Here is a 23,373-nt window from a genome sequence, read left to right as displayed (position 1 = left end):
GCCTCAGCCCGCCACCGCGCGGTCAGGCTTAACCGCTGCTTTATTGATACGGCGAAACCGCAGTACGATCCTCGTACCGGAATGGTTGGGATCGCGCTCGACCTCGGCTTCCAGTTTCGTGGCCATCGCCGAGACGATACGCTGGCCCATGCCGGTGGAGCGCGGGTCGGTCTTGACGTTCAGCCCGACGCCATCGTCGCGAATCGCCAGTTCCACATCGTCACCGTCGGCGTCGAGAGTGACGTGGATCGGTCCGGCGCCGTCGGGGTAGGCATATTTCACCGCGTTCATGACCAGTTCGTTGACGATGATGCCGATCGCCACCGCGCGGTCGGGATCGATTTCGACCGATTCGGATTTCAGGGTCAGCCGCGACATTTTGTTGCCCTCGGCCGACCGCCTGAGATCCTCGAGCAGGGCCTCGAGATACTGGTTCAGGAGCACGCTTTTGAGATCATGCGAGGTGTAGAGCCGGCGGTGCACCTGCGCCACCGCGGCGACCCGCCCCATCGCATTGGTCAGCGCAGCCTTGACGTCATCCTGGTTGCTGGAATTGGCCTGCAGGTGCAACAGCGAGGCGATGATCTGCAGCGAGTTGCCGACGCGATGGTTGACCTCGCGCAGCAGCACCTCGCGCTCCGCGGCGAGCGCGGCATAGCGGTCGCGCGACGCGTGCACCTCGGCCTCGGCCTCGTCTCGGGCCTTGCGAACCATCGCCTGCCGGATGGCGCCGTCGACGGCGACATGGAGCAGCGGGATGAAATCGCCTTGGACGTCCTTGACCAGGTAGTCGACGGCACCGGTCTTCAGCGCGGTAACGGCGATCGCGGAATCCTGCGACGCGGTGACGAACACCACCGGCGGCGCCTGCGGGACCGCCAGGATACGCTCCAGCGTCTCGAGGCCATCGAGGCCGGGCATGTACTGGTCGAGCGCGATGACGTCGATGCCGCCCTGTTTCAGCCGCTCCAGCCCCTCGGCGCCGCCGATCGCATGGACCACCGTGAAGCCCAGACGCGTCAAGCCGCGATCCACCAGCCGGGCCAGCGCCGCGTCGTCGTCGATGTAGAGCAATGTGGGCTTGATCGCGGTCATATGGCGGCAGGCGGTACCTGAATAACGGAGAAGAACAGTCCGAGCTGGCGAATGGCGTTGGCGAAGCTTTCGTAGTTCACCGGCTTGGTAATGTAGACGTTGGCGCCGAGCTCATAGCAGCGCTTGATTTCCTGGGAGTCGTCCGTCGTGGTGAGCACGACGACCGGGGCGCATTTGAGATGAGTATTTTCCTTGACCCGGCGCAAGATGTCGATGCCGGTCATGTCGGGCAAATTCAGGTCGAGCAGGATCAGGAGCGCGTTGCCCTTGTGGACGAGGCCGCTGCCGTCGCTGCCGAACAGGTATTTGACCGCATCTGTACCGTTGGTGAACGGCACGATCTCGTTGTTGACGCCGGAGCGGCGGATATTGCGCTCGATCAGACGGGCATGTCCCTCGTCGTCCTCGATCATGATGATGGTGACTGGATTGCTCATGATTCCCTGTTCCGGTTGGTCGCTGCCCAGCGGATGGGCAGCGTGATGGTAAAGGTACTGCCGCGGTCGAGTTCCGACGAAACCGACATGGTTCCCCCGAGCCGTCTCACCAAGGCCCTGACATGGGCAAGTCCGATCCCCTGGCCGGGTTTGTCCTGGGTGCCGGCGCGGCGAAACAGGTCGAAAATCCGCTGGTGGTCCTTGGGATCGATGCCGCGTCCGTTGTCCGCGACCTCGAAAATGGCAAAGCCGAGCTTGGTCCGGGCCCGGACACGGATATCGCCGGGAACTCCCGGCTTGAGATACTTTAGCGCGTTGTCGATCAGGTTGGAAAAAATCTGTTCCATGGCGAGGCGGTCGCTGACGATGTCCGGCAGCGGTTCGATGTGGATGCTGGCCTCGGCCTCCGCGGCCTGATGCGCCACGGTGCTCACGATCGCCTCGATCAGCTCGCGGGTATCGATCCGTACCGGCTGGAATTCGCGCCGTCCCTCGCGGGTCAGGTTGAGGATCGCGGTGATCAGGCGGTCCATCTTGGCGATCGAGGATTTGATGAAGCCGAGCGCCTCGGAGAAATCCTGCGACAACTGCTTGTCGGCACCTTCGAGGGTGGGCTCGGCCGTATTGGTGGCATTGTCGGGCGTCGTCGGTGCCTCGGTCTCCGCACGGGCGAGGGTGGCGATCCGCCGGAAAATGTCGCCGCGCAGCTCCTCAAGTTCGCTGGTAAAGCCCATGATGTTGACCAGCGGCGAACGCAAATCGTGGCTGACAATATAGGCGAAGCGCTGGATCTCCTCGTTGGCCTCACGCAGGTCGGCGGTGCGCTCGTCGACGGTGGACTCCAGGTTGAGGTTGCTGTCGCGCAACAGGCCCTCGGCGGCGTCGCGCGCTCGCGACGAGCGCCGCACCAGAAAAATGGAAATGCCGGCCAGCGCGATCACGAGGCCTGAGCCGGCGGCGGTCACGATCCCTGCCAACCACTGGCTGCGGTCGGCGCTGGCCGTTCGCAGGCGGAACAGATTCGCTTCCTCGGCGCTCATGGCAGCCGCCAATTGCCGGACCGTGCCGGCGGTATTGCCGGCGGCAGCCTCGCGCACCAGCGCCTTGGCGGCCTCCGGCTGGTTCTGCCTGACGAACTCCATCTCCCGCTTGAACTGGTCGAGCCGGGTTTCGACCGCCGCCCGCAATTTCCCGATGTTGTCGACCTGCCGCGGATTGTCCGATGTCGCCTTCGCCAGATTGCCGACGCTGGGGAGGATGGTCGAAACTGCGGCTTCGTGATCGCTCAGGAACTCCGCCCCGCCGGTCAGCAGATAGCCGCGCGCGGCGCTTTCGGCGCGGCGGATGTCCAGCAGCAGGGTGTTGATCAGGTTTTCGACCTCGACGGTGTGCACAACCCTGGCGTTGTCGTCGCGGGCCCGGTTGACGAGCAGGATGGAGGCGGTGGTGATCGAGACCAGCACGAAAAATCCCGCCGCAAGCAGCAGGATCTGGCCAATCGCGCGCCGGCGCGTGGCGTCAGGCGTCACAGCAGACTCGAATCATGAAGTATTGGAATTCCAGCAGTCCCCGGGGGCGGGAAGGCTTCCCGGCCCCATAAAACGTCCTTGCGGACAATTGGTTCCAGCGGTCCCGCAAAAACTTTCGATCAAATGGCCGCTCAGCGCGGCGCCTGGCCGGCCAGATATTGTTCGAGCCAGTGGATATGGTAGTCGCCGTCGATAATGGCAGGCTCCCGCACCAGCGCCCGGAACAGCGGCAGCGTGGTCTCGATGCCCTCGACCACCATTTCGTCGAGCGCGCGGCGCAGCCGCATCAGGCACTCGCCGCGGGTCTTGCCGTGGACGATCAGCTTGCCGACCAGCGAGTCGTAATAGGGCGGAATGACGTAGCCCTGATAGACAGCGGAATCGATCCGCACGCCGAGGCCGCCCGGCGGATGGTATTGCGTGATCTTGCCGGGTGAGGGGCGAAAGGTCTGGGGGTTTTCGGCGTTGACCCGGCATTCGATGGCATGGCCGATGATCTGGATCTCGTCCTGCGTCGCCGGCAGGTCGCCGCCGGCGGCGATGCGGATCTGTTCCAGCACGAGGTCGATGTCGGTGATCGACTCGGTGACGGGATGCTCGACCTGGATCCGGGTGTTCATTTCGATGAAATAGAACTCGCCGTCCTCGAACAGGAATTCGATGGTGCCGACACCGAGATATTTCATGTCCTGCATCGCCTTGGCGCAGGTGGCGCCGATGCTGGCGCGGGCCGCCGCCGCCAGCACCGGCGAGGGGCCTTCCTCCCAGATCTTCTGGTGGCGCCGCTGCAGCGAGCAATCGCGCTCGCCGAGATGGATGGCGCCGCCGCGTCCGTCGCCGAGGATCTGGATCTCGATGTGACGCGGCTTCTGCAGGTATTTTTCCAGATAGACCGAGGCGTCGCCGAAGGCCGATTTGGCCTCGTTGGACGCGGTCGACAGCGCCAGCAGCAGGTCTTCGGGGGTCTGCGCCACCTTCATGCCGCGGCCGCCGCCGCCGGAGGCGGCTTACACCAGCACCGGAAAGCCGATTGCCTCGGCGATCGCCATCGCGTCGTCCTCGGCGCCAACCGCGCCGTCGGAGCCCGGCACCACGGGAATGCCGAGCTTCTTCGCGGTCTTCTTGGCCTCGATCTTGTCGCCCATCAGGCGGATATGCTCGGCCTTGGGCCCGATGAAATGCAGATTGTGCTCGGCGAGAATCTCGGCGAAGCGGGCGTTTTCCGACAGGAAGCCGTAGCCGGGATGCACCGCGTCGGCGCCGGTGATCTCGCAGGCCGCCAGCAGCGCCGGGACGTTGAGATAGCTGTCCTTCGACGGCGGCGGGCCGATGCAGACGCTCTCGTCGGCCAGCCGGACATGCATGGCGTCGGCGTCGGCGGTGGAATGCACCGCGACAGTGGCGATGCCGAGTTCCTTGCACGCCCGCAGGATGCGCAGTGCGATCTCGCCGCGATTGGCTATCAGGATCTTGTCGAACATCGCGGCGCCTGACGTTGACGGAATCTATTCAATGATGACGAGCGGTTCGCCGAATTCGACCGGCTGGCCGTCCTCGACGAGAATCTGCGTCACGGTGCCCGCGCGCGTCGACGGGATCTGGTTCATCGTCTTCATAGCTTCGATGATCAGCAGGGTCTGTCCGACCACCACCTTGGTGCCGACCTCGATGAACGGCTTGGCGCCGGGCTCGGACGCCCAATAGGCGGTGCCGACCATCGGCGAGGGCACCACGCCCGGGTGTTTTGCCAGATCGGCGATGGCCGCCGGTGTCACGCTCGCGGCGGATGCCGCGGGGCCGGAAGCCATCTGGTGGAAATTCGCCGGCATTGATGCGGCGATGCTGATGTTGCGGGCGACCCGCACCCGCAGGCCGGAGCGCTCGATCTCGATCTCGGTGAGGCTGGTCTCGTCGAGCAGCAATGCGAGTTCGCGAATAAGCGCGCTGTCGTCGCTCTTGAACTTCGCGTCTTTTGTATCGTCAGGCTGGCGCGCCATGATCTTGATCCGGAGCTTTCTGTGTGTGACGGGCGAAGGCGTCAAGCGGTCGCCTTGACGCCGATTTTGGCGGCAAGGCCGTTGATCGCCAACCGGTAACCGTCGATGCCGAAGCCGCAAAGCGATGCGAACGCGGCCCGGGCGGTGAAGGAATGATGACGGAAATCCTCGCGGGCGTGGATATTGCTGATGTGCACTTCGACGGTCGGAATTTTCACCGCCACCAGCGCATCATGCAGCGCGATCGAGGTATGCGAATAGCCGCCGGCATTGATGATGATCCCGGCGGCCTGTTTGGCGTGCGCCTCGTGAATGAAATCGATCAGTTCGCCTTCGCGGTTGGACTGCCGGCAATCGGCCTTGAGGCCGAACAATGCAGCGGTCTGTTCGCAGAGCTGTTCGACGTCCGCGAGCCTGGCGTGGCCGTAGGTCTGCGGCTCGCGGATCCCCAACAGATTGAGGTTGGGGCCGTTGAGCACGTAAATCGTCTCGGCAGGTCTCTCGGCCATCCAGATCCCGGTAAATGATGCTGCGGTGGCGGGGTTATAGGTAACAACAGGCCCAAGGGGAAGCCTTTAGGCGGCCCGGGCTCCGGCCCAAATCCTTCACGCGGCTTGTAAAAAGCCAGCTGGAACCTGCGTAAATAGCTGGTTAACCAAGGTTTTGACATGGACGGTCGGCAGGCCCGTCCAGCGGCGGTCGGCGGCTCACGCAAAAGGGCGGGCATTGCTGCCCGCCCCAAGCACCGGGATAGATAACCGTATCCAGCCGTCAGCCCTCGATGATGTAGACGATCTCGTAGGTCTGGGGCCGAACGATGACGTAGCGACCGCCGACCAGGATGACCTGATAGCCGCGCCATTCCGGGTAGATCTCAACGATCCGCGGCGGAAGCGGATAGAAGGTGACCGAACTCGGGACCCGTGTTCCGATCGAGACATTGAAGTTGACGTTGGTGGTCGGCTTAATGCTCGTCTCCGACTTGATGGCAGACACGATCTGGGTGCGCTTTTCGGGCGGCGGGGCAGCGGTCGCCGAGGTGGCGGCGTTGCCGGTGGTCGCCGAGGACTTGCCATCCGTGGACTGTGCGCTGTCCTTCGCGCCATCCTTGGACTGGGCGTTCTTCGCACCGTCCTTGCTCATCCCGTCCTTGGACCCGTCCCTGGACTGTGCGCTGTCCTTCGCGCCATCCTTGCTCATGCCGTCCTTGGACTGGGCGCGGTCCTTGGACATACCGTCCTTGGACATACCGTCCTTGGATTGCACGGATTTTGCTCCGTCCTTGCTCATTCCGTCCTTGGACTGCGCACTATCCTTGCTCATTCCCGCAGCTCCGCCGGAGTCGCGGTTCATCGCACCGCCGGACGGCGCCGGAGCTTGCTGGGCCGCGGGCGCACTCCCACCGCCGGCAGCGCCGCCGCCTGCTCCACCTGCACCGCCTGCACCCTGCGCGTAGGCGAACCCGCTGCCCGCGATCAGCGCCGCGGTCGCTACCGAAATCATGAAACGATTACCCATGGAATATCTCCTCACCTGATTACATTGCCCGCGGCGACAACGGTGCCAGTGAGACGATGTTCCGCGTGTTGGCGGGTTCCATCGATTTTGTTTGATGAATGCGTGATGAACCGCGCCGCCTGAAAAAGGCGCAAACGAAAGGCCGGCTCGCGAACCGGCCTCTCAGTTCAGCAGCGCGGCGGCAGGTTGTCGATCAGCACGTCACCTTGCCGCAACGCGCGATGCCGATTTTTTCCCGCAGGGTTTCGACGCCGACCGCGCCAATCACCACCTGCTTGCCGATCACGTAGCTCGGCGTGCCGTTCATGCCCATCGCTTCGGCGAGCTTGAAGTTCTCCTCCAGCGTGGCGCGCACTTCCGGACTGGCGATATCCTTTTCCAGCCTGGCCATGTCGACGCCGGCTTCCTTGGCGGCCGCCATCGACCGCGCCTTGTCAGCCTGGCCCCTGCCGTTCAGCAGTCTCTGGTGAAAGTCGAGATACTTCTTGCCGCTGGGGTCCTGCATGCGCACGGCGACCCCGACCTGGGCGGCTTCGACGGAAGTCGGGCCCAGCACCGGGAATTCCTTCAGCACCACCTTCAGTTTCGGATCGGATTTCATCAGCTCCATCATGTCCATCATGGCGCGTTTGCAGTAGCCGCAATTGTAGTCGAAGAATTCGACCATGGTGACGTCGCCGTCCCTGGCGCCGACGGTGACGCCGCGCGGCGACTTGAAGATCGCCTCGGCATTCCTGGTGACGCCCTCGGCATGCTTCTCGGCCTCGGCAGCGGACTGGCGCTTGCTCAGTTCGGCCATCGCCTCTTCCAGCACCTCGGGATGCTTGAGCAGGTAATTCCGGACGATGACTTCGATATCGCCGCGCTGGGCGTCGGAAAAGCCCTGCGCGGAAGCCGGCATCGCCGCCCCGCAGAGGACGAGCGCGAACAGGGCGGCGGCGAGCAGGCGGAATGAGGGCATTGGCAAATCCTCTTGGACGAATGGACTGGACGGGTCGTTAGCGGGAGCCGGTTTCACGAAACCCGGGTTCGGCTTTGGTGTATTTCTAGTTGCCCTTCTGGCCGGGCAGCGGCCTGGCAGAGACGATGTCGTCGGCCTTGACCCAGCCGGGCGTGCCGATCGCGAACCGGGTCTTTGCCCGCGAGGCCAGGTCGCGCGCGGTCTTGTTGTCGCCGCGCAGATAGGCCGCCTGTGCGGAAGCGAGGTCGGCCTGCGCAAGGTCTCCTTTTCGGCCGTAGGCCATCGCGAGCTGCATATAGCCGATCGGTGCCTCGGTTTCGCGCGCGACCGCCGCGCGCAGAATCGAAATCGCTTCTTCCGTATGGGCGTTATTATTAGTCCCTACCAGCGCCTGCCCAAGTAACATCTCGATGAGCGGCGCATGATTCGACAGCTGCACCGCCTTGCGCAGCGGCGCGACGGCCTCCGCCGGCTTGCCGCCTTCCAGCAGCGCCTGGCCGCGCAATTCATGAAAATAGGGGTTGGTCGGTTGTAACTGGATCAGCCCGTCGATCTGGGCGATCGCGCTGCGCAGGTCGCCATGCCGGTAGGTGGCAATGGCGCGGGCATAGCGCGCCGGCAGGCTCGCGTTCGACAGCGGATAGCGCCGGTAGACGGTGTCCTGCCGTTCCATGAAGGCCGAGATCTTGGCGCGCACCATGTCGTGACGCAGTTGCAGGGCCGGGTCATCCTTCTTGTCCCAATAGGGGCTCGAACGCGCCAGCCCTTCGAGCGCTTCGACACGCTGGGCCGGCATCGGATGCGACATCACGTAGGGATCGGAACCGCGCGCGGCAAACAGGCTCTCATTGGTGAACCGCTTGAAGGTTTCGTACATGCCCTTGGCGGACTGGCCGGTGGCGGTCAGGAACTTGACCCCGGCGCGGTCGGCGTTCTCTTCCTGTTGGCGTACATAGGAGAGCAGGGTGCGGCGGATCACCTCCTGCGGCGCGGACATCGCCGCGGCGCCGACATTGGCAAGGCCGCTATTGGCGTTGCCGCCGCGCGAGCCCGCGACCAGCGCGCCGGCGCCGAGCAGCATGGCGATGATCATCTGGGTTTGCGCGGTAGCCAGTTGCTGGCGCAGTTTGGAGAGATGGCCGCCGGCGAGATGCGCGGTTTCGTGCGCCATCACCCCGATGATCTGGTTCGGGGTCTCGGACTGCATGATGGCGCCATAGTTCACGAAAATGCGCCGACCATCCGCGACGAAGGCGTTGAAGGCCCCGTCGTTGATGATGACCATCTGGATGTTCTGCTTCTCCATGCCCGCCGCGCGCAGGATCGGGCGGGTGTAGTCGCGCAGCAATTGCTCGGATTCGGTGTCGCGGAGAACGCGCAGACCCCCGCCCTGCGCGAGCGCCGGCATCGGCGCAAGGACGAGCGCAACCGCCGTGATGACGGCCGTCAATCTCGAGATATTCTGGCGCAGCGCGATACCGGGCAACATGGCTTTTTCTGGGGATTGGCGGCGGACCGGATACGTTATATGCCCTAACAAGCCGCCGAATGCGGCTTGTCTGGGGCGCCGGTGCCTCGTTTTCCCGGGTTCGAATAGCAGATATCGATGCTGGATGCGACATTGAGTGACCGGGCGAGGGGCCTGCTGACGGCGTCGGCGCGAAGCGATGTTCCGCCCTTCATGGTGATGGACGTGATGGCGGCGGCGGCCCGCATCGAAGCGGCCGGCGGCCATGTCATTCACATGGAAGTCGGGCAACCCTCGGCGTCGGCGCCGAAGCCCGCGATCGCCGCCGCGCACGCCGCCCTCGAACTCGGCCGGATCGATTATACCTCGGCGCTGGGCATTCCCTCGTTGCGCGCCCGGATCGCCCGGCATTACCGCGAGACCTACGGCTGCGCGGTGGATGCCGAACGGGTCGTGATCACCACGGGATCGTCGGGCGCGTTCATCCTGGGCTTTCTCGCCTTGTTCGAACCCGGCGATCGCGTCGCGGTGACGGTTCCCGGCTATCCGCCGTATCGCCACATCCTGACTGCGCTCGGCTGCGAGCCGGTGCTGATCGAAACCTCGAGCGAGACCCGTCACGCGCTGACCGCCGAAGCCCTGCTGGCGGCCCATCGCAAGACGCCGCTGAAGGGCGTGCTGGTCGCCAGCCCGGCCAATCCCACGGGGACGATGATGTCCCGCGAGGCGCTCACCAGCCTGATGGCGGCAGCGGAAGAGGCGGGCATCCGTTTCATTTCCGACGAAATCTACCACGGTCTCGACTATGCTTTTCCCGCGGTCACGGCGGCGGAACTGTCGCCGCACGCGCTGGTGATCAATTCGTTTTCGAAGTATTTCTGCATGACCGGCTGGCGGGTCGGCTGGATGGTGGTGCCGGAATCGCTGGTGCGGCCGATCGAGCGGTTGCAGCAGAACCTTTCGATCTCGGTGCCGACGCTGTCTCAGATGGCGGCCGAAGCCGCCTTCGATGGCCGCGCCGAGATGGAAGCGATCAAGCGCGGCTATCAGGAGAACCGCCGCATCCTGATCGAAGGGTTGCCGAAGGCCGGGCTCGAAAGGTTTCTGCCTGCCGATGGCGCGTTCTATCTCTACGCCGATGTCTCCAAATTTACCTCCGACAGTCTTGCATTTGCCGGCGCGATGCTGGAACAGGCGCGCGTGGCGGCCACCCCCGGGGTCGACTTCGATCCGGTTCATGGCCGACAGTTCGTACGCTTTTCCTACGCCGGTTCCGCCGACGAGATGCGCGAAGCCGTCGCGCGCATCGCGAAATGGCTAGGATAGCCCCGTCGATCTCGACGGGGCAGAGGATCGTCTGGAAAAAAACCGCCCGGTTTTGCCGGGCGGTTTTCTGTCTCGCAAATCCTCTTCGCCTACTCGCCGTTACCGAAACGCCGCGACCACCAGCCGGCCTTGCGCGGCTGGGTATCGGTCGCCATGTCCGTCGTCGCCTCGGAAGCCGGGGCCGCTGTCGGCGGCTCGGGCGGGCTGTGCAGAACGGGGGCGGGTGCCTCCGGCTGGGCGGTTGAAACGAAGCTCACCTTCTCGCGCACGGTCGAACGGCGTCGCGCCGCGGCTCTGTCGGCCTCCTGGGCGGTCTCCGCTTCGACGGGTGCCTGAGCCATCTGGGCAGCAATGGGCTCAGCAGGAACGTGCTGAACGTGAGCGAAAGCTTGCGGCTCCGCCGGTTCGTGCCGAACTTCCGGGGCCCGTGGGGGGGAATAACCGTCGAAATCGGCCACCGCTTCCGCGGCTTCCGGCGCCGAAGTGGGTCCGAGTTCGTCCGCGATCGATCCGATCAGACCACCTTCTTCCGGGCCGCCGCGCCGGCGGCGTCCGCCGCGACGTCCGCGACGGCGGGGCCGCCGCTCGCCGTCCGGCGTCAGTTCGGCCTGAGCCGCGCCGTGCGGCTCCTCGGATTCGTCTTCGTCACCTTCGGCGCCATCGGCAGGGCCTGCGACCGCAACCTGGTCCGGCGCCATGCGCGGAGCGTCGGAGCTGTCGCGCGCGGGGGCCCCATCACGCGACTCGCCGGGACGGCCACGCCGCCGCCGCCGCCGCTTGCGCTTGTGGCCCTCGGCGTCGGTTTCGCCGCTGCCTTCCTCGCCGGCCGCGGCTTCCTCGGTCAGCCCTTCGGTCTCCTCGGTTTCCACTTCCGATTCGACTTCGATGTCGAACGGCTCTTCCTCGTCCCAGGCTTCCTCGACCTGCGCCGGGAAGGCGGCAACCTGCGCCGCCAGCACGGCCTTGGCCGCCTCCAGCGTATGCACCTGTTCGCCGCGGTCGATGATGAACGACTGCTGCCCGCTAACAGCCGGGTCTGCAACCACGGCCAGCATGACCTTGAAGCTGTTCTCGAGATCGCGGAGATGACCGCGCTTGTGATTGAGGACATACAGCGCGACGTCGGTTCGGGTGCGAACCGTCAGATTGTGGGTCGCGCCCTTCATCAGGATTTCCTCGATGCCGCGCAGCAACTGCAGCGCCACCGAAGATACCGAACGGACATGTCCGCTGCCGCCGCATTGCGAACAGGGCTCAGTCGAACTCTCCAGCACGCTGGCGCGAATGCGCTGGCGCGACATCTCCAGCAGGCCGAAATGCGAGATCCGCCCGACCTGGATCCGCGCGCGGTCCTGCCGCAGGCAATCCGACAGCTTGCGCTCGACCGAACGGTTGTTGCGCTTCTCGTCCATGTCGATGAAGTCGATGACGATCAGGCCGGCGAGATCGCGCAGCCGGAGCTGCCGCGCGACTTCCTCCGATGCCTCGAGGTTGGTCTTGAGCGCGGTGTCCTCGATGTGGTGCTCCTTGGTGGAGCGGCCGGAATTGACGTCAATCGAAACCAGCGCCTCGGTCTGGTTGATCACGATGTAGCCGCCGGACCGCAACTGCACGGTCGGCGAGAACATCGCGTCGAGCTGGCTCTCGACGCCCATCCGCGAGAACAGCGGCTGGCCGTCGCGATACTGCTTCACCGCCCGCACGTTGCTGGGCATCAGCATCTTCATGAAGTCGCGGGCTTCCTGGTAACCGGCTTCTCCGGCGACCTGGATTTCGTCGATTTCCTTGTTGTAGAGATCGCGCAGCGACCGCTTGATCAGCGAACCCTCCTCGTAGACCAGGGTAGGTGCCTGCGATTTCAGGGTCATGTCCCGGACGGTTTCCCACATCCGGATCAGGTATTCGAAGTCGCGCTTGATCTCCGGCTTGGTGCGCGAGGCGCCCGCGGTGCGCAGGATGATGCCCATGCCCTCGGGCACGTCGAGATCCTGCACCACGTCCTTGAGCCGCGAACGGTCCTGCGCCGAGGTGATCTTGCGGCTGATGCCGCCGCCGCGTGCGGTGTTGGGCATCAATACGGCGTAGCGGCCGGCCAGCGAGAGGTAGGTGGTGAGGGCCGCGCCCTTGTTGCCGCGCTCTTCCTTCACGACCTGCACCAGCATCACCTGGCGGCGCTTGATGACTTCCTGGATCTTGTACTGGCGGCGCGGACGGAAGGCGCGCTCCGGCACCTCTTCCATGACGTCGTCGCCGCCGACGGATTCGACGACTTCCTCTTCGGCGTCGTCGTCTTCCTCATCTTCTTCGTCGTCTTCGTCGTGATGCTCGTCGGCGTGCGGCTGCACGTCGTGAGGCTGCGCAGCGTGATCTTCGCCGGCCCGTTCGGCGCGCGCCGCGTCCTCGGCATGGGCCGCGTTTTCTTCCACGTGCTCGGCGTGAATTAGCTCGTCATGGGCGGGTTCTTCGTGAACCACCGGCGCGGCGACTGCCGGGGAGGCCTCGACGACCGCCGAGACCGGCAGTTCGGGAGGCGATTCCGCCACGGGCGCTTCGCTCGCGGCATGGCTGTGCTCATGCTGGGCCTGCGCATGATCATGTGAATGATCGCCGGCGTGATCGTGACCGGCATGATCCAGGCCGGAGTCTCCAGGGTGCCCGGCATCATCATGGTGATGTTCGGTCTCGGACCCGCGGCCATGATCGCCTTCGGCGCTCGAGATTTCCGGAAGTTCCCGATGTTCAGGATGTTCAGGATGATCTTGGCCCTCTTGCGTCGACGCGACCTGCATCAGATCGGGCGCGGGAATATCGACGACCTCGCTCTGCACCCGCTCGCCATTGCCGCGACGGCGCTGATTGCGGTGGCGTGGACGGCGGCCGCGGTTGCTGGAGCGGCTTTCGCTCTCTTCCTCGGCCTCGCGATGGGCGCGTTCGTCGGCCTCGATCAGCGCCTGACGGTCGGCGACCGGAATTTGATAATAGTCGGGATGGATTTCGCTGAAGGCGAGGAAGCCGTGGCGGTTGCCGCCATATTCGATGAAGGCCGCCTGCAGGGACGGCTCAACGCGCGTGACCTTGGCGAGGTAGATGTTGCCGCGCAGTTGCTTGCGCTGGGCAGTTTCGAAATCAAATTCCTCGACGCGGTTGCCGCGGATCACAACGACCCGGGTCTCTTCCGGGTGGGTAGCATCGATCAACATTTTGTTGGGCATTTTGCAACTCATGACGGCGGCGGGCGCGTGTGGCCGGGGGCGCATGTCGCGCTGCCGGGTGACGCGACGGTCCACCTGATTCGGGGGTGAGGGGAAGGCCAAAACGCAACCCGGGGCGCCGCGCCGAACGGGATCCTGTCGGCGCAACACGACGCGCGGAGCTTTCGCTTCGCGGCGGCGCGATTCTACCGGGGATCATGGTCGGCAACTCAGTCTGGCGCATCTAGCGTCGGCCCGTCTGAACACGTTGGCGGCAAAAATCGCCGCCTGTCTTGTGCTGAAGACCCGGCGCGGCGCCAAAGCGCCCGCCGGCCATCGCATATCGAGCCCAGTCGGACCCGGATAATCAGTTATGTCCTGTCTGAAGCCGTCCCTGGAACAAGCTGGTAACCTGGGACCGACGCCGCTCGGGCTCGAAACCGCCCTCCGTTCAGCCGCGCGCTGCGCTGGCCTGCGGAGGGATCGGAAAGACGCTGGAATCCTCTGGGGTCAGAGAGTTCCGGCGCTGCACCGGGAGGCTGAACGCGACACAACCGGGAGTTTTAGCCGTCAGCCCCTCGTACATACGTGGATTGGGGGCTCCGTGCAAGCGACCTGAGGAGGCCGTCGCAGCGCGGCAACACCACGGCATATTCGTCGCCCGCCTCTTAAGCTCTCGTTAACCCTGTGGCTTTATTGCGGTATGAGGGCTGCTCGGAGGCACGGATTCGTTGGCGAGCCGCGCAAATCATCAGGTTTTCAAGTGCTCGGTGCTATTGTGCGCCGCAGCATTATTGTGTTCATCCGCCGGTATTGGCGCGGCAGCCGACGGGGCGCCGAATTCGGCCGCGGTTCCGAATTTTCCGGTCGCATCCGAGGTTCGCCTCGCCGGCGATGCCAAGCAAACCCGATTCGTGCTCGACCTCGACAGACCCATTCAGTTTCGCGCCTTCGCGCTGGCCGATCCCTATCGGGTAGTGGTGGACATTCCCCAGGTCGATTTTAAGCTGAAGGCCGGGGCGGGCAGCGCCGGGCGCGGGCTGATCAAGGCCTTCCGCTATGGCCTCGTGATGCCCGGGGGCTCGCGAATCGTGTTCGATCTGGCCGGTCCTGCCAAAATAGCAAATTCCTATGTCCTGGCGGCGGCCAACGGCCAGCCGCCGCGGCTGGTGCTTGAACTGGAGCAGGTCGACCGTACCAGCTTCGTCCAGTCGCTTGCGGCCGAAAGCCGGCCCGAGCTGAAACCCGCGATCTCGGACACGGCGGTCGCAGCGGTCCCCGTCGAGCCGGCCGCCGCAGCCAAACCGGACACGCCGGCCGATACGCGGCCCGTGGTGGTGATCGATCCGGGGCATGGCGGCATCGACAACGGCACCCAGGCCGGTGGCACCAGCGAAAAGGAACTGGTGCTGGGGTTTGGCCTGGTGCTGCGCGACCGGCTGGAGAAATCGGGCAAATATCGCATCGTCATGACCCGCACCGACGATACCTTCATTCCGCTCACCGACCGCGTCAAAGTCGCCCGCAACCAGTCGGCGGCGCTGTTCGTCTCGATCCATGCCGACGCCTTGCCGCGGCGCGAGGGCGACGCCCAGGGGGCCACGATCTATACCTTGTCCGACAAGGGTTCCGACGCCGAGGCGGAGCGGCTGGCGGAGGCCGAAAACAAGGCCGATGCCATTGGCGGGGTCAACCTCACCGAGGAGCCGACCGAGGTCGCCGACATTCTGATCGAACTGGCGCAACGCGAGACCCGCACTTTCTCGAACCGGTTCGCCCGCCTTCTGATGGGCGAGATGAAGACCACCGTGCGGATGCACAAGCACCCCCTGAAGTCAGCCGGCTTCAAGGTGCTCAAGGCCCCCGATGTGCCGTCGGTTCTGGTCGAACTCGGCTACGTCTCCAACAAGGGCGACCTCGAACTGCTGGTCTCGGAGAACTGGCGCAACCGCACCGCAGGCGCGATGGCGCAAGCGATCGACGCATTCCTCGCCAGACGGCTGGCGACGGCAGGAACAGCCAACTGAAAAGGGAGGCTCTCCCCGAAAAGGTGCCTTGCGCTGGCGGAAGCCCTAGTTTGGCCACAGCGGCGGCATTATAGAAATGGCTGTGAGAACGTCGGAATCGCGCTAATTTCGCCGCGGCCGACCGATCGTTTGGTTCGCCTGCGCGAGACGGTTGATCGCCATGCGGGACTTGCTGAGGACGCGCCGCCAATCGTGGCGCCAGGGTTGGAACTTCGATAATGCGCTTGCTGGTTCGGTTCTTGGGTTTCCTGTTCGCCGCCGGGACCGTCGTGTTCCTGGTTGGCGTGGCCGCCGCCGCGGGACTGATCTGGCATTATTCCAAGGACTTGCCGGACTATTCGCAACTGCAGGATTATGAGCCGCCTGTGATGACGCGGGTCCATGCGTCCGACGGCGCGCTGCTCGGTGAATATTCCAAGGAGCGCCGGCTGTACCTGCCGATCCAGGCGGTGCCGAAGATGGTCATCAATGCGTTCCTGGCCGCCGAGGACAAGAATTTCTACGAGCATGGCGGTATCGACTTTACCGGCATGGCCCGCGCCGCGGTGCTCTATGCGCAGAATTTTGGCTCCAACAAGCGGCCGCAGGGCGCTTCCACGATCACCCAGCAGGTCGCCAAGAACTTTCTTCTGACCAACGAAGTATCGTTCACCCGCAAGATCAAGGAAGCCTTGCTGGCGATGCGGATCGAACGCACCTATTCCAAGGACAAGATTCTCGAACTCTATCTCAACGAAATCTACCTCGGCCTCGGCGCCTATGGCGTCGCCGCGGCGTCGCTGGTCTATTTCGACAAATCGGTCAATGAGCTCACCATTGCGGAAGCGTCCTACCTCGCGGCGCTGCCCAAGGCTCCGTCGTCGCTGCATCCGGTAAAGAACCGCGATCGCGCCATCGAGCGCCGCAATTACGTGATCGACCGTCTGGTGGAAAACGGCTGGATCAAGCAGGCCGACGCCGACAAGGCCCGCAAGGACCAGATGATTGTCACCAGCCGGAGCAACGCCGCGCACATCTTTGCCGGCGAGTTTTTCGCCGAGGAAGTCCGCCGCGACGTGTTCGAGCGCTATGGCGAGAAGAAGCTCTATGAAGGCGGCCTGTCGGTGCGGACCACGCTCGACCCGAAGCTGCAGGTGATCGCCCGCAAGACCATGACCGCGGGTCTGGTGAAGTATGACGAGGCGACCGGCTATCGCGGCGCCGTCAGCCAGCTCGATATATCCGGTGACTGGGGCGTCAAGCTCGCCGACGTCAAGTCACTGTCGGACATCCGTCCCTGGCGGATGGCGGTGGTGCTGGAGACCAGCGACCAGTCGGCACGGATCGGTTTTCAGCCCGGGCGCGAACTGGGCGGCGCCGTTTCGAAAGAGCGCGAGACCGGAATCGTGACGATCGAAGGCGTAAAATGGGCCAAGGCGGCGTCGGGGCCGACGCGCTTGAAGGTGCCGACCAAGGTATCGCAGGTGCTGGCGCCGGGCGACGTCATCTATGCCGATCCGCTGCTCGCCAAGGACGGCTCCATCGTCGAGGGCCAGTTCCGGCTGCGCCAGCTGCCGGAAGTGTCCGGCGCTATGGTGGTGATGGATCCCTGGACCGGCCGCGTGCTGGCGATGGTCGGCGGCTTCTCGTTCGACCAGAGCCAGTTCAACCGCGCCACCCAAGCCTATCGGCAGCCCGGTTCGTCGTTCAAGCCGCTGGTCTATTCGGCGGCGATGGATAATGGCTATACGCCTTCCACCATCGTGGTCGACGCCCCGATCGAAATCGACCAGGGGCAGGGGGCCGGCGTCTGGCGCCCTGAAAACTATTCGACCGGCAAGTATTACGGGCCGCAAACGTTGCGCAATGCGTTGAAGCGCTCGCTCAACACGGTGACGGTGCGGCTGGCGCAGGATGTCGGCATGCCGCTGATCGGCGAATACTCCAAGCGCTTCGGGGTCTATGACGATTTGCCGAACTATCTGTCCTATGCGCTCGGTGCCGGCGAGACCACGGTGATGCGGATGGTGACGGCCTATTCGATGTTCGCCAATGGCGGCCGGCGCGTGAAGGCCACCTTGATCGACCGAATTCAGGACCGCTACGGCCGTACCATCTTCCGGCACGACGCGCGCGAATGCCGCGGCTGCGACGCCCCCGGCGGCTGGAAGAATCAGCCCGAGCCGCAACTGGTCGACCGCCGCGAGCAGGTGCTGGATGCGATGACGGCCTACCAGATCACCTCGATGATGGAAGACGTGGTGCAGGGCGGTACGGCCACGGTGCTGAAGGAAGTCGGCAAGCCGATCGCCGGCAAGACCGGCACCACCAATGACGAGAAAGACGCCTGGTTTATCGGCTTCTCGCCCGACATCGTGATCGGAATCTATGTCGGCTACGACAAGCCGCGCCCGCTCGGCAGGGGCGCCACCGGCGGCCATCTGGCGGCCCCCATCGCCAAGGATTTCCTCAAGCTCGCGCTCGCCGACAAGCCGGCGGTTCCGTTCAAGGTTCCCGCCGGCATCAAGCTGATCCGCGTCGACGCCAAGTCCGGCATGCGCTCCGGTCCGGGCGGCGGCGGCATTCTTGAAGCCTTCAAGCCCGGGACGTCACCCCCGGATAATTACAGCGTCATCGGTGTCGCCGATGCCGACGGCGCCAATCGCCCGTTGATGGCGCCGCCCGATGCCGGCTCGATCATGCGTCCCGGCACCGGCGGGCTCTGGTAGCCGATTGCACTTTGCGGCCGGTGCCGTTACATCCCCTCGACAACACCCGACAGTAGCGGTCCGTCCCCCGCAGAACCAGAGAAGCCATGCGCGCTGAAGTCGAACGCCTCGTTGAAGAGATCAAGCAGTCTGTCGGGCTGCTGAGGAGGCATCTTTGACGTCGATGCATCCACGGCGCGCCTCGCGGAGCTGAACAAGCTCGCTGAAGATCCCAATCTCTGGAACGACCCGCAGAAGGCCCAGAAGCTGATGCAGGAGCGCACCTCGCTGGAGGATTCGCTTCAGGGTATCGGCAAGGTCGAGCGCGAACTCGAGGACAATGTAGGCATGATCGAGCTCGGCGAAGCCGAGAACGACGAAGGCGTGGTGGCGGAAGCCGAGGCCGCGCTGAAAGCCCTGAAGAAGGAAGTCGCCCGCCGCGAACTGGAAGCGCTGCTCGGCGGCGAAGCCGACCGATTCGATTCCTATCTCGAAGTCCACGCCGGCGCCGGCGGCACCGAAAGCCAGGACTGGGCCTCGATGCTGCTGAGGATGTATACCCGCTGGGCCGAGAAGCACGGCTTCAAGATCGAATATCTCGAGGAAACCCAGGGCGAAGAAGCCGGCATCAAATCCGCCACCATCCAGATATCGGGCCACAACGCCTATGGCTGGCTGAAGACCGAGGCCGGGGTGCACAGGCTGGTGCGGATCTCGCCGTTCGATTCCAACGCGCGGCGGCACACCTCGTTCTCGTCGGTAGCGATCTTTCCGGTGGTCGACAACTCGATCAAGATCGACATCGCCGAGTCCGACGTGCGCGTCGACACCATGCGCTCGGGCGGCGCCGGCGGCCAGCACGTCAACAAGACCGAATCCGCGGTGCGGCTGACGCACATTCCGACCGGTGTCGCCGTGGTCTGTCAGGCCGGCCGCTCCCAACACAAGAACAAGGCGCAGGCCTGGGACATGCTGCGGGCGCGGCTGTACGAGATCGAGTTGAAGAAGCGCGAGGCGCAGGCCGCCGCCGACCAGGCCGCCAAGACCGACATCGGCTGGGGCCACCAGATCCGCTCCTACGTGCTGCAGCCCTATCAGATGGTCAAGGACCTGCGCACCGGCGTGCAGACTTCGGACACCTCGGGCGTGCTCGACGGCGACCTCGACGAATTCATGGCGGCGACGCTGGCGCAGCGCGCCTTCGGCACCGCGCCCGCTTCGGTTGATGACGTGGACTAGCGCTATGGTCAAAGTCGCCTTTATCGGGCTGGGCCGCATGGGCCACGGCATGGCCGGCCGTTATCTCGATGCCGGTTTCACCGTCGCAGTGTGGAACCGGAGCAAGGGCAAGGCCGTGGACCTGATCGCGCGCGGCGCGCGGTGGGCGGCGTCGCCGGAAGATGCCGCGATCGGTGCCGACGCGGTGGTGACCATGGTCGCCGATGACGAGGCATCGCGCGCGGTGTGGCTGACCGGGGACGGCGCAGCGACGACGATGAAGCCCGGTACCATCGCGATCGAATGCTCCACCGTCTCGTACCACCATACGCTCGAAATGGCGCGCGAGCTTCGCCGGCGTGGTCTGATCTATGTTGACAGTCCCGTGACGGGGTTGCCGGACGCGGCAGCGACAGGAAAACTGACGCTGCTGGTCGGCGCCGATCCGGCCGATCTGGAGCGGGCGCGGCCTTTTCTGATCCCGCTCGCCACCACCATCTGGCATTTCGGCGCGGTCGGGTCAGGCACGGTCTACAAGCTGATCAACAATTTGATGGGCGCGATCCAGATCGCCGGGATCGCCGAGGGCCTTGCGATCGCCGAGCAGGCCGGTCTCGACATGAAGCTGGTGCTCGAGGCGGTGGAAACCGGCGTGGCCGCCAGTCCGCAGGTGATCCGGCACTCGAGGCGCATGGTGGAACGGAACTTTGCCGGCGCAACGTTCACGGCGTCGCTGCGGCAAAAGGATGCGGCTTACGCGGTGGCGCTGGCGGAGAGCCTGCTGCGTGACGCTCCTATCATGGGCCGCGCCGCCGTTGCGGCCTATGATCGCGCTAAATCCCATGCTCCCGACGATGACGAAGGCAGGATGATCGAGATCGTGTCGCGACCGAAAGGTGACAGCGCGGGTTGATCGCATCGCACCAAATCTTCGCTTCGGCTTTAGTTCTATTTGAACCCACGACGTTTCGCGTCCTAGTATCGCGCTGTGCTTTGCAGCCGATCAATCCACTCGTCATGGGGGTTCGTCATGAAAATTGTTCCTATATTGCTCGTTGGACTCGCGCTTTCGCTTGCCGGATGCGGCAGGGATCCGGGGCCGAAAGGCGAGCCGGGCGCCCAGGGGCCTGCCGGTCCACAGGGTGCGCAAGGCATTCAAGGGGTGGCCGGCGCACAGGGACAGCCCGGCGCGCAAGGACCTCAGGGACCTCAGGGGGCTCCCGGGCCCGTCGGTGAAAAGGGCGAGAAGGGCGCTCCCGGCGACGTGGGTCCCCCCGGTGCAAAAGGTGACAAGGGCGACAAAGGCGAAAAGGGTGACGCCGGAGTCGGCAGCGTGAGGGCTGTGCAGGGGAATGGCGTGGCAAGCTGCGAGGCGAACGAGATCCTGGTGTCGGTGTTCTGTCCGGGCGGCGGTGCGCCGGACGGCGCGAAATGCGCGACGCCTCCGACGGTCGGCCTTTGCTTGCGCAAGTAAGCCCAAAGCCCCGCATAGTGCTCCGCGTCGCGTCGGCGCAAGGGTGAAAATTGCGCCGACGCGCCGTTGTTTCGGGAATCGGGTGGCCGGATGCCGGCCATGGCGATAAGCGTCCGCTCGATCCTGAATGACAGAGCCGCGCATGACCTCCAGCGACCATCGGATTGACGCCAGGGACTGGTCGCTGCTTGCCGTGCTTTCGGTGTTGTGGGGCGGCTCGTTCTTCTTCCATGGCGTCGTGCTGCGGGAATTGCCGCCCCTGACGGTGGTGTTGCTGCGGGTCGCGCTTGCGGCACTCATTCTTCTGCCGGTGCTGTGGGCGTATCGAATTCGACTGCCGCTCACGCTGTCGGGCTGGAAGCCCTTCTTTGCCATCGCGCTCCTGAACAACGTCCTGCCATTCTCGCTGATCGTCAGCGGGCAGACCTATATCTCGAGCGGGCTGGCCTCCATCCTGAACGCGACCACGCCGCTGTTCACCGTGCTGGTAATGGCGGTCGCGGGCGACGAGAAACTGCAGATGCGTCGTGTCGCCGGCGTCGTGATCGGGCTGATCGGGGTCGCCATTCTGCACGGCCGGCATCTTGGCTTCAGCACGGGCCAGGGTCTTGGCATCCTGCTCTGCCTCGCCGGCGCCTTCAGTTACGGGCTATCGGCGCTCTATGCGCGACGCAAGCTGTCGGACTCGCCGCCGCTGGCGACCGCCACATGCCAGATGATGGCGTCCACGCTGATGATGCTGGTCATCGCCGGCGTGGCCGAGCGGCCGTGGCAATTGCCGATGCCCGGCGTCATGACATGGCTGGCGCTGGCGGGCCTTGCCGCGCTATCGACCGCGCTGGCCTATATCGTGTTCTTTCAGATCCTGCGGCGGTCGGGCTCCACCAATGTCATGCTGGTGACGCTGCTGATTCCCGTCACCGCCATCCTGCTCGGCTATCTCGTGCTCGGCGAGACCATGACGCTTGCCGAGATCGCCGGCGCGCTGGTGATCGGCAGCGCGCTGCTGGTGATCGACGGGCGCGTGTTCGGGTTCGTCAGGGGCGTTGTCGCCACTCCGAAAGCCATAAGGTAAACCTTCCGCTGTCGCGCTCGCCGCCGTGCCAGGCCGCTGTCACCGTGCCGTCATCTGCCACCAGCAGCACCACGTCGAGGCCTTTGGAGCGGCGCAGCGTATCGATCGCCTGGTGCGGCGTCTGCGCGATTGGACCGGCGACATTGAACGAGGTGTTGACGGAGATCTCGACGCCGATGTGGCGGCCCAGCGCTTTCAGATACGCGTAGGTGAGGGGATCGTCTTGCGCCCGCACGATCTGGATCCGCCCGGTGCCGTCGGCATGGATGACCGCCGGAATTTTTTCCCGCGCATGCGGCTTCGATGGCGCGGTCAGCACCATGTAATTGTACGCGTTGTAACCGGCATCGGAGGCGCCCTCGTGCAGATCGAAATACTGCATGGCCGCCTCCAGCGTCGCCATCGGCGCCAGCGGCCGGATCGCCTCGCGGTATTTTACCCGTTCGTTGAGCCGTTCGCGCGCGTGAGCGTCGCAGGGGTTGGCAAGGATCGAACGATGCCCGAGCGCGCGCGGTCCGGTCTCGGCGGCGCCCTGATACAAGGCGATGATGCCGCTCCGCGCCACCATGCGGGCCATCAGGTCGGCCACGGCGTCGCATCCCCCTGGCGTCGAGATGTCGCCGATTTTCTGTGAGGCGATATCGGCGGCTTGCAACGCGGCAGCGATGTCGTCCTGCCGTGGCGCCAAACCGCAATAAAACGCATGCGTCATCGGCGCGCCGCGCGGCGCGCCCGCCAGATGCGCGAACAGCCATGCCGCGCCGATGGTGACGCCGGGATCGCCGGGGGTCGGCGGCACCCACAGATGCAGGCGGGCCTCGCGCTGCTGGTGTTTCGCAAACCACGCCGCGTCGAAATGCTCCAGCAGCCGCATGTTGCCCACGGCGTTCAGCGCCACGCCGCCGGTCAGCACCAGCCGGCTCGCGCCGGTCGCGCGCAGCAGATGGTCGACGACATGGATCATGGCGTCTTCGAATACCAGTTGCGTCGCTGCGGCCTTGTCGAGCCGGTCTTGCGTATCGGGCCGGTGCTGGATGTCCTCGACCCGCAGCACCGCGTCGGGATTCCAGAGCTGGTCAGGCTTAAGGGGCTCGCCGAGGATGTCGATCAGCGCGGCCTTGTAGGGATGATCGAACGGGTCGCAGTACCAATTGGCCAGCGCGCGGTTGAGCCGCACCTCGCCATCGGCACCGAAATCCAGTACCTCCCGCAGCCGCGCGTAATAGGTATTGCTGTCGCGGCTCATGTCGCCCCAGGCGGCGGCGCCCATGTAGCGCCCCTCGCTGGACAACCAGGTCCAGCCGCCTTGGGTCGATGAAATCACGCTGTAGAAGGCGCCGAGCGAGTCGAACATGCTGTCGTTGCAGTAA

General features: G+C 64.8%; 16 protein-coding genes and 1 pseudogene. 6 read left to right on the top strand and 11 right to left on the bottom strand.

Going from position 1 to position 23,373, the window contains the following annotated elements; all coding sequences use genetic code 11:
• Positions 1 to 3: 3 nt before the first annotated feature.
• The 9 genes and pseudogenes from Q8R73_RS09930 to Q8R73_RS09890 all read right to left on the bottom strand — a co-directional run bounded on the left by Q8R73_RS09930 (position 4) and on the right by Q8R73_RS09890 (position 9,026).
• Positions 4 to 1,095, bottom strand: a complete 1,092-nt coding sequence (locus Q8R73_RS09930; protein WP_305719372.1) for a sensor histidine kinase — start codon at positions 1,093 to 1,095, stop codon at positions 4 to 6.
• On the bottom strand, positions 1,092 to 1,532 hold the full coding sequence (locus Q8R73_RS09925; protein ID WP_305719371.1) for a response regulator: 441 nt from the start codon (positions 1,530 to 1,532) through the stop codon (positions 1,092 to 1,094). The genes Q8R73_RS09930 and Q8R73_RS09925 overlap by 4 nt, the downstream gene beginning before the upstream one ends.
• Positions 1,529 to 3,061 carry a CHASE3 domain-containing protein gene (locus Q8R73_RS09920; protein ID WP_305719370.1) on the bottom strand — a complete coding sequence of 511 codons (1,533 nt, stop codon included), beginning with the start codon at positions 3,059 to 3,061 and terminating at the stop codon, positions 1,529 to 1,531. Before Q8R73_RS09920 ends, Q8R73_RS09925 begins: the two co-directional genes overlap by 4 nt.
• A gap of 131 nt (positions 3,062 to 3,192) precedes the next feature.
• Positions 3,193 to 4,542: pseudogene (gene accC, locus Q8R73_RS09915) on the bottom strand (acetyl-CoA carboxylase biotin carboxylase subunit).
• Between the two features lie 24 nt (positions 4,543 to 4,566).
• The gene (gene accB, locus Q8R73_RS09910; protein ID WP_305719369.1) at positions 4,567 to 5,058 is read right to left on the bottom strand and encodes an acetyl-CoA carboxylase biotin carboxyl carrier protein; all 492 of its coding nucleotides are present in this window, start codon (positions 5,056 to 5,058) and stop codon (positions 4,567 to 4,569) included.
• A 41-nt stretch (positions 5,059 to 5,099) separates the two neighbouring features.
• Positions 5,100 to 5,567, bottom strand: a complete 468-nt coding sequence (gene aroQ / locus Q8R73_RS09905; protein WP_305719368.1) for a type II 3-dehydroquinate dehydratase — start codon at positions 5,565 to 5,567, stop codon at positions 5,100 to 5,102.
• Positions 5,568 to 5,829: 262 nt separating this feature from the next.
• A complete protein-coding gene (locus Q8R73_RS09900) occupies positions 5,830 to 6,576 on the bottom strand; it encodes a DUF1236 domain-containing protein (RefSeq protein ID WP_305719367.1) in 747 nt (248 codons plus the stop codon).
• A gap of 193 nt (positions 6,577 to 6,769) precedes the next feature.
• Positions 6,770 to 7,537, bottom strand: coding sequence for a DsbA family protein (locus Q8R73_RS09895; protein WP_305719366.1), 768 nt, complete (start codon positions 7,535 to 7,537; stop codon positions 6,770 to 6,772).
• Between the two features lie 85 nt (positions 7,538 to 7,622).
• Positions 7,623 to 9,026, bottom strand: coding sequence for a M48 family metalloprotease (locus Q8R73_RS09890; protein WP_305719365.1), 1,404 nt, complete (start codon positions 9,024 to 9,026; stop codon positions 7,623 to 7,625).
• 117 nt (positions 9,027 to 9,143) lie between these two features.
• Between Q8R73_RS09890 and Q8R73_RS09885 the strand changes: the two genes are divergently transcribed.
• Positions 9,144 to 10,331, top strand: coding sequence for a pyridoxal phosphate-dependent aminotransferase (locus Q8R73_RS09885; RefSeq protein WP_305719364.1), 1,188 nt, complete (start codon positions 9,144 to 9,146; stop codon positions 10,329 to 10,331).
• Positions 10,332 to 10,420: 89 nt separating this feature from the next.
• On the opposite strand, the gene Q8R73_RS09880 is transcribed toward Q8R73_RS09885, so the two are convergent.
• Complete coding sequence (locus Q8R73_RS09880; protein ID WP_305719363.1) at positions 10,421 to 13,543, bottom strand: Rne/Rng family ribonuclease; 3,123 nt, start codon at positions 13,541 to 13,543, stop codon at positions 10,421 to 10,423.
• A 710-nt stretch (positions 13,544 to 14,253) separates the two neighbouring features.
• Here Q8R73_RS09880 and Q8R73_RS09875 point away from each other — a divergent pair.
• The 5 genes from Q8R73_RS09875 (at position 14,254) to Q8R73_RS09855 (ending at position 22,003) form a co-directional block, all read left to right on the top strand.
• Entirely contained in the window at positions 14,254 to 15,549 is a 1,296-nt protein-coding gene (locus Q8R73_RS09875) for an N-acetylmuramoyl-L-alanine amidase (protein WP_305719362.1), read from the top strand.
• Positions 15,550 to 15,767: 218 nt separating this feature from the next.
• Complete coding sequence (locus Q8R73_RS09870) at positions 15,768 to 18,257, top strand: penicillin-binding protein 1A (protein ID WP_305719361.1); 2,490 nt, start codon at positions 15,768 to 15,770, stop codon at positions 18,255 to 18,257.
• Between the two features lie 86 nt (positions 18,258 to 18,343).
• Positions 18,344 to 19,475 (top strand): peptide chain release factor 2 gene (gene prfB / locus Q8R73_RS09865; protein ID WP_305719360.1). Its coding sequence is split into 2 segments (ribosomal slippage): positions 18,344 to 18,412 and positions 18,414 to 19,475, totalling 1,131 coding nucleotides; the frame shifts between segments, so codons are not numbered across the junction.
• A gap of 4 nt (positions 19,476 to 19,479) precedes the next feature.
• A complete protein-coding gene (locus Q8R73_RS09860) occupies positions 19,480 to 20,367 on the top strand; it encodes an NAD(P)-dependent oxidoreductase (protein ID WP_305719359.1) in 888 nt (295 codons plus the stop codon).
• Positions 20,368 to 21,070: 703 nt separating this feature from the next.
• Positions 21,071 to 22,003: a DMT family transporter gene (locus Q8R73_RS09855; RefSeq protein ID WP_305719358.1), complete on the top strand. Its 933-nt coding sequence runs from the start codon at positions 21,071 to 21,073 to the stop codon at positions 22,001 to 22,003.
• Here Q8R73_RS09855 and Q8R73_RS09850 read toward each other — a convergent pair.
• Positions 21,966 to 23,373 (bottom strand): carbamoyltransferase C-terminal domain-containing protein (locus tag Q8R73_RS09850; protein WP_305719357.1); only part of this gene is annotated, 1,408 nt, incomplete at its 5' end. The genes Q8R73_RS09855 and Q8R73_RS09850 overlap by 38 nt on opposite strands.

The sequence above is a fragment of the Bradyrhizobium sp. genome, assembly GCF_030697065.1.
GTDB lineage: Bacteria > Pseudomonadota > Alphaproteobacteria > Rhizobiales > Xanthobacteraceae > Bradyrhizobium.
This window is presented reverse-complemented; position numbering and strand designations above follow the sequence as displayed.

Coding starts and splice junctions, on each gene's coding strand:
- Q8R73_RS09930 (WP_305719372.1), bottom strand. CDS start 1,095: ATGACCGCGATCAAGCCCACATTGCTCTACATCGACGACGACGCGGCG.
- Q8R73_RS09925 (WP_305719371.1), bottom strand. CDS start 1,532: ATGAGCAATCCAGTCACCATCATCATGATCGAGGACGACGAGGGACAT.
- accB (WP_305719369.1), bottom strand. CDS start 5,058: ATGGCGCGCCAGCCTGACGATACAAAAGACGCGAAGTTCAAGAGCGAC.
- aroQ (WP_305719368.1), bottom strand. CDS start 5,567: ATGGCCGAGAGACCTGCCGAGACGATTTACGTGCTCAACGGCCCCAAC.
- Q8R73_RS09900 (WP_305719367.1), bottom strand. CDS start 6,576: ATGGGTAATCGTTTCATGATTTCGGTAGCGACCGCGGCGCTGATCGCG.
- Q8R73_RS09895 (WP_305719366.1), bottom strand. CDS start 7,537: ATGCCCTCATTCCGCCTGCTCGCCGCCGCCCTGTTCGCGCTCGTCCTC.
- Q8R73_RS09890 (WP_305719365.1), bottom strand. CDS start 9,026: ATGTTGCCCGGTATCGCGCTGCGCCAGAATATCTCGAGATTGACGGCC.
- Q8R73_RS09885 (WP_305719364.1), top strand. CDS start 9,144: ATGCTGGATGCGACATTGAGTGACCGGGCGAGGGGCCTGCTGACGGCG.
- Q8R73_RS09880 (WP_305719363.1), bottom strand. CDS start 13,543: ATGCCCAACAAAATGTTGATCGATGCTACCCACCCGGAAGAGACCCGG.
- Q8R73_RS09870 (WP_305719361.1), top strand. CDS start 15,768: ATGCGCTTGCTGGTTCGGTTCTTGGGTTTCCTGTTCGCCGCCGGGACC.
- Q8R73_RS09860 (WP_305719359.1), top strand. CDS start 19,480: ATGGTCAAAGTCGCCTTTATCGGGCTGGGCCGCATGGGCCACGGCATG.
- Q8R73_RS09855 (WP_305719358.1), top strand. CDS start 21,071: ATGACCTCCAGCGACCATCGGATTGACGCCAGGGACTGGTCGCTGCTT.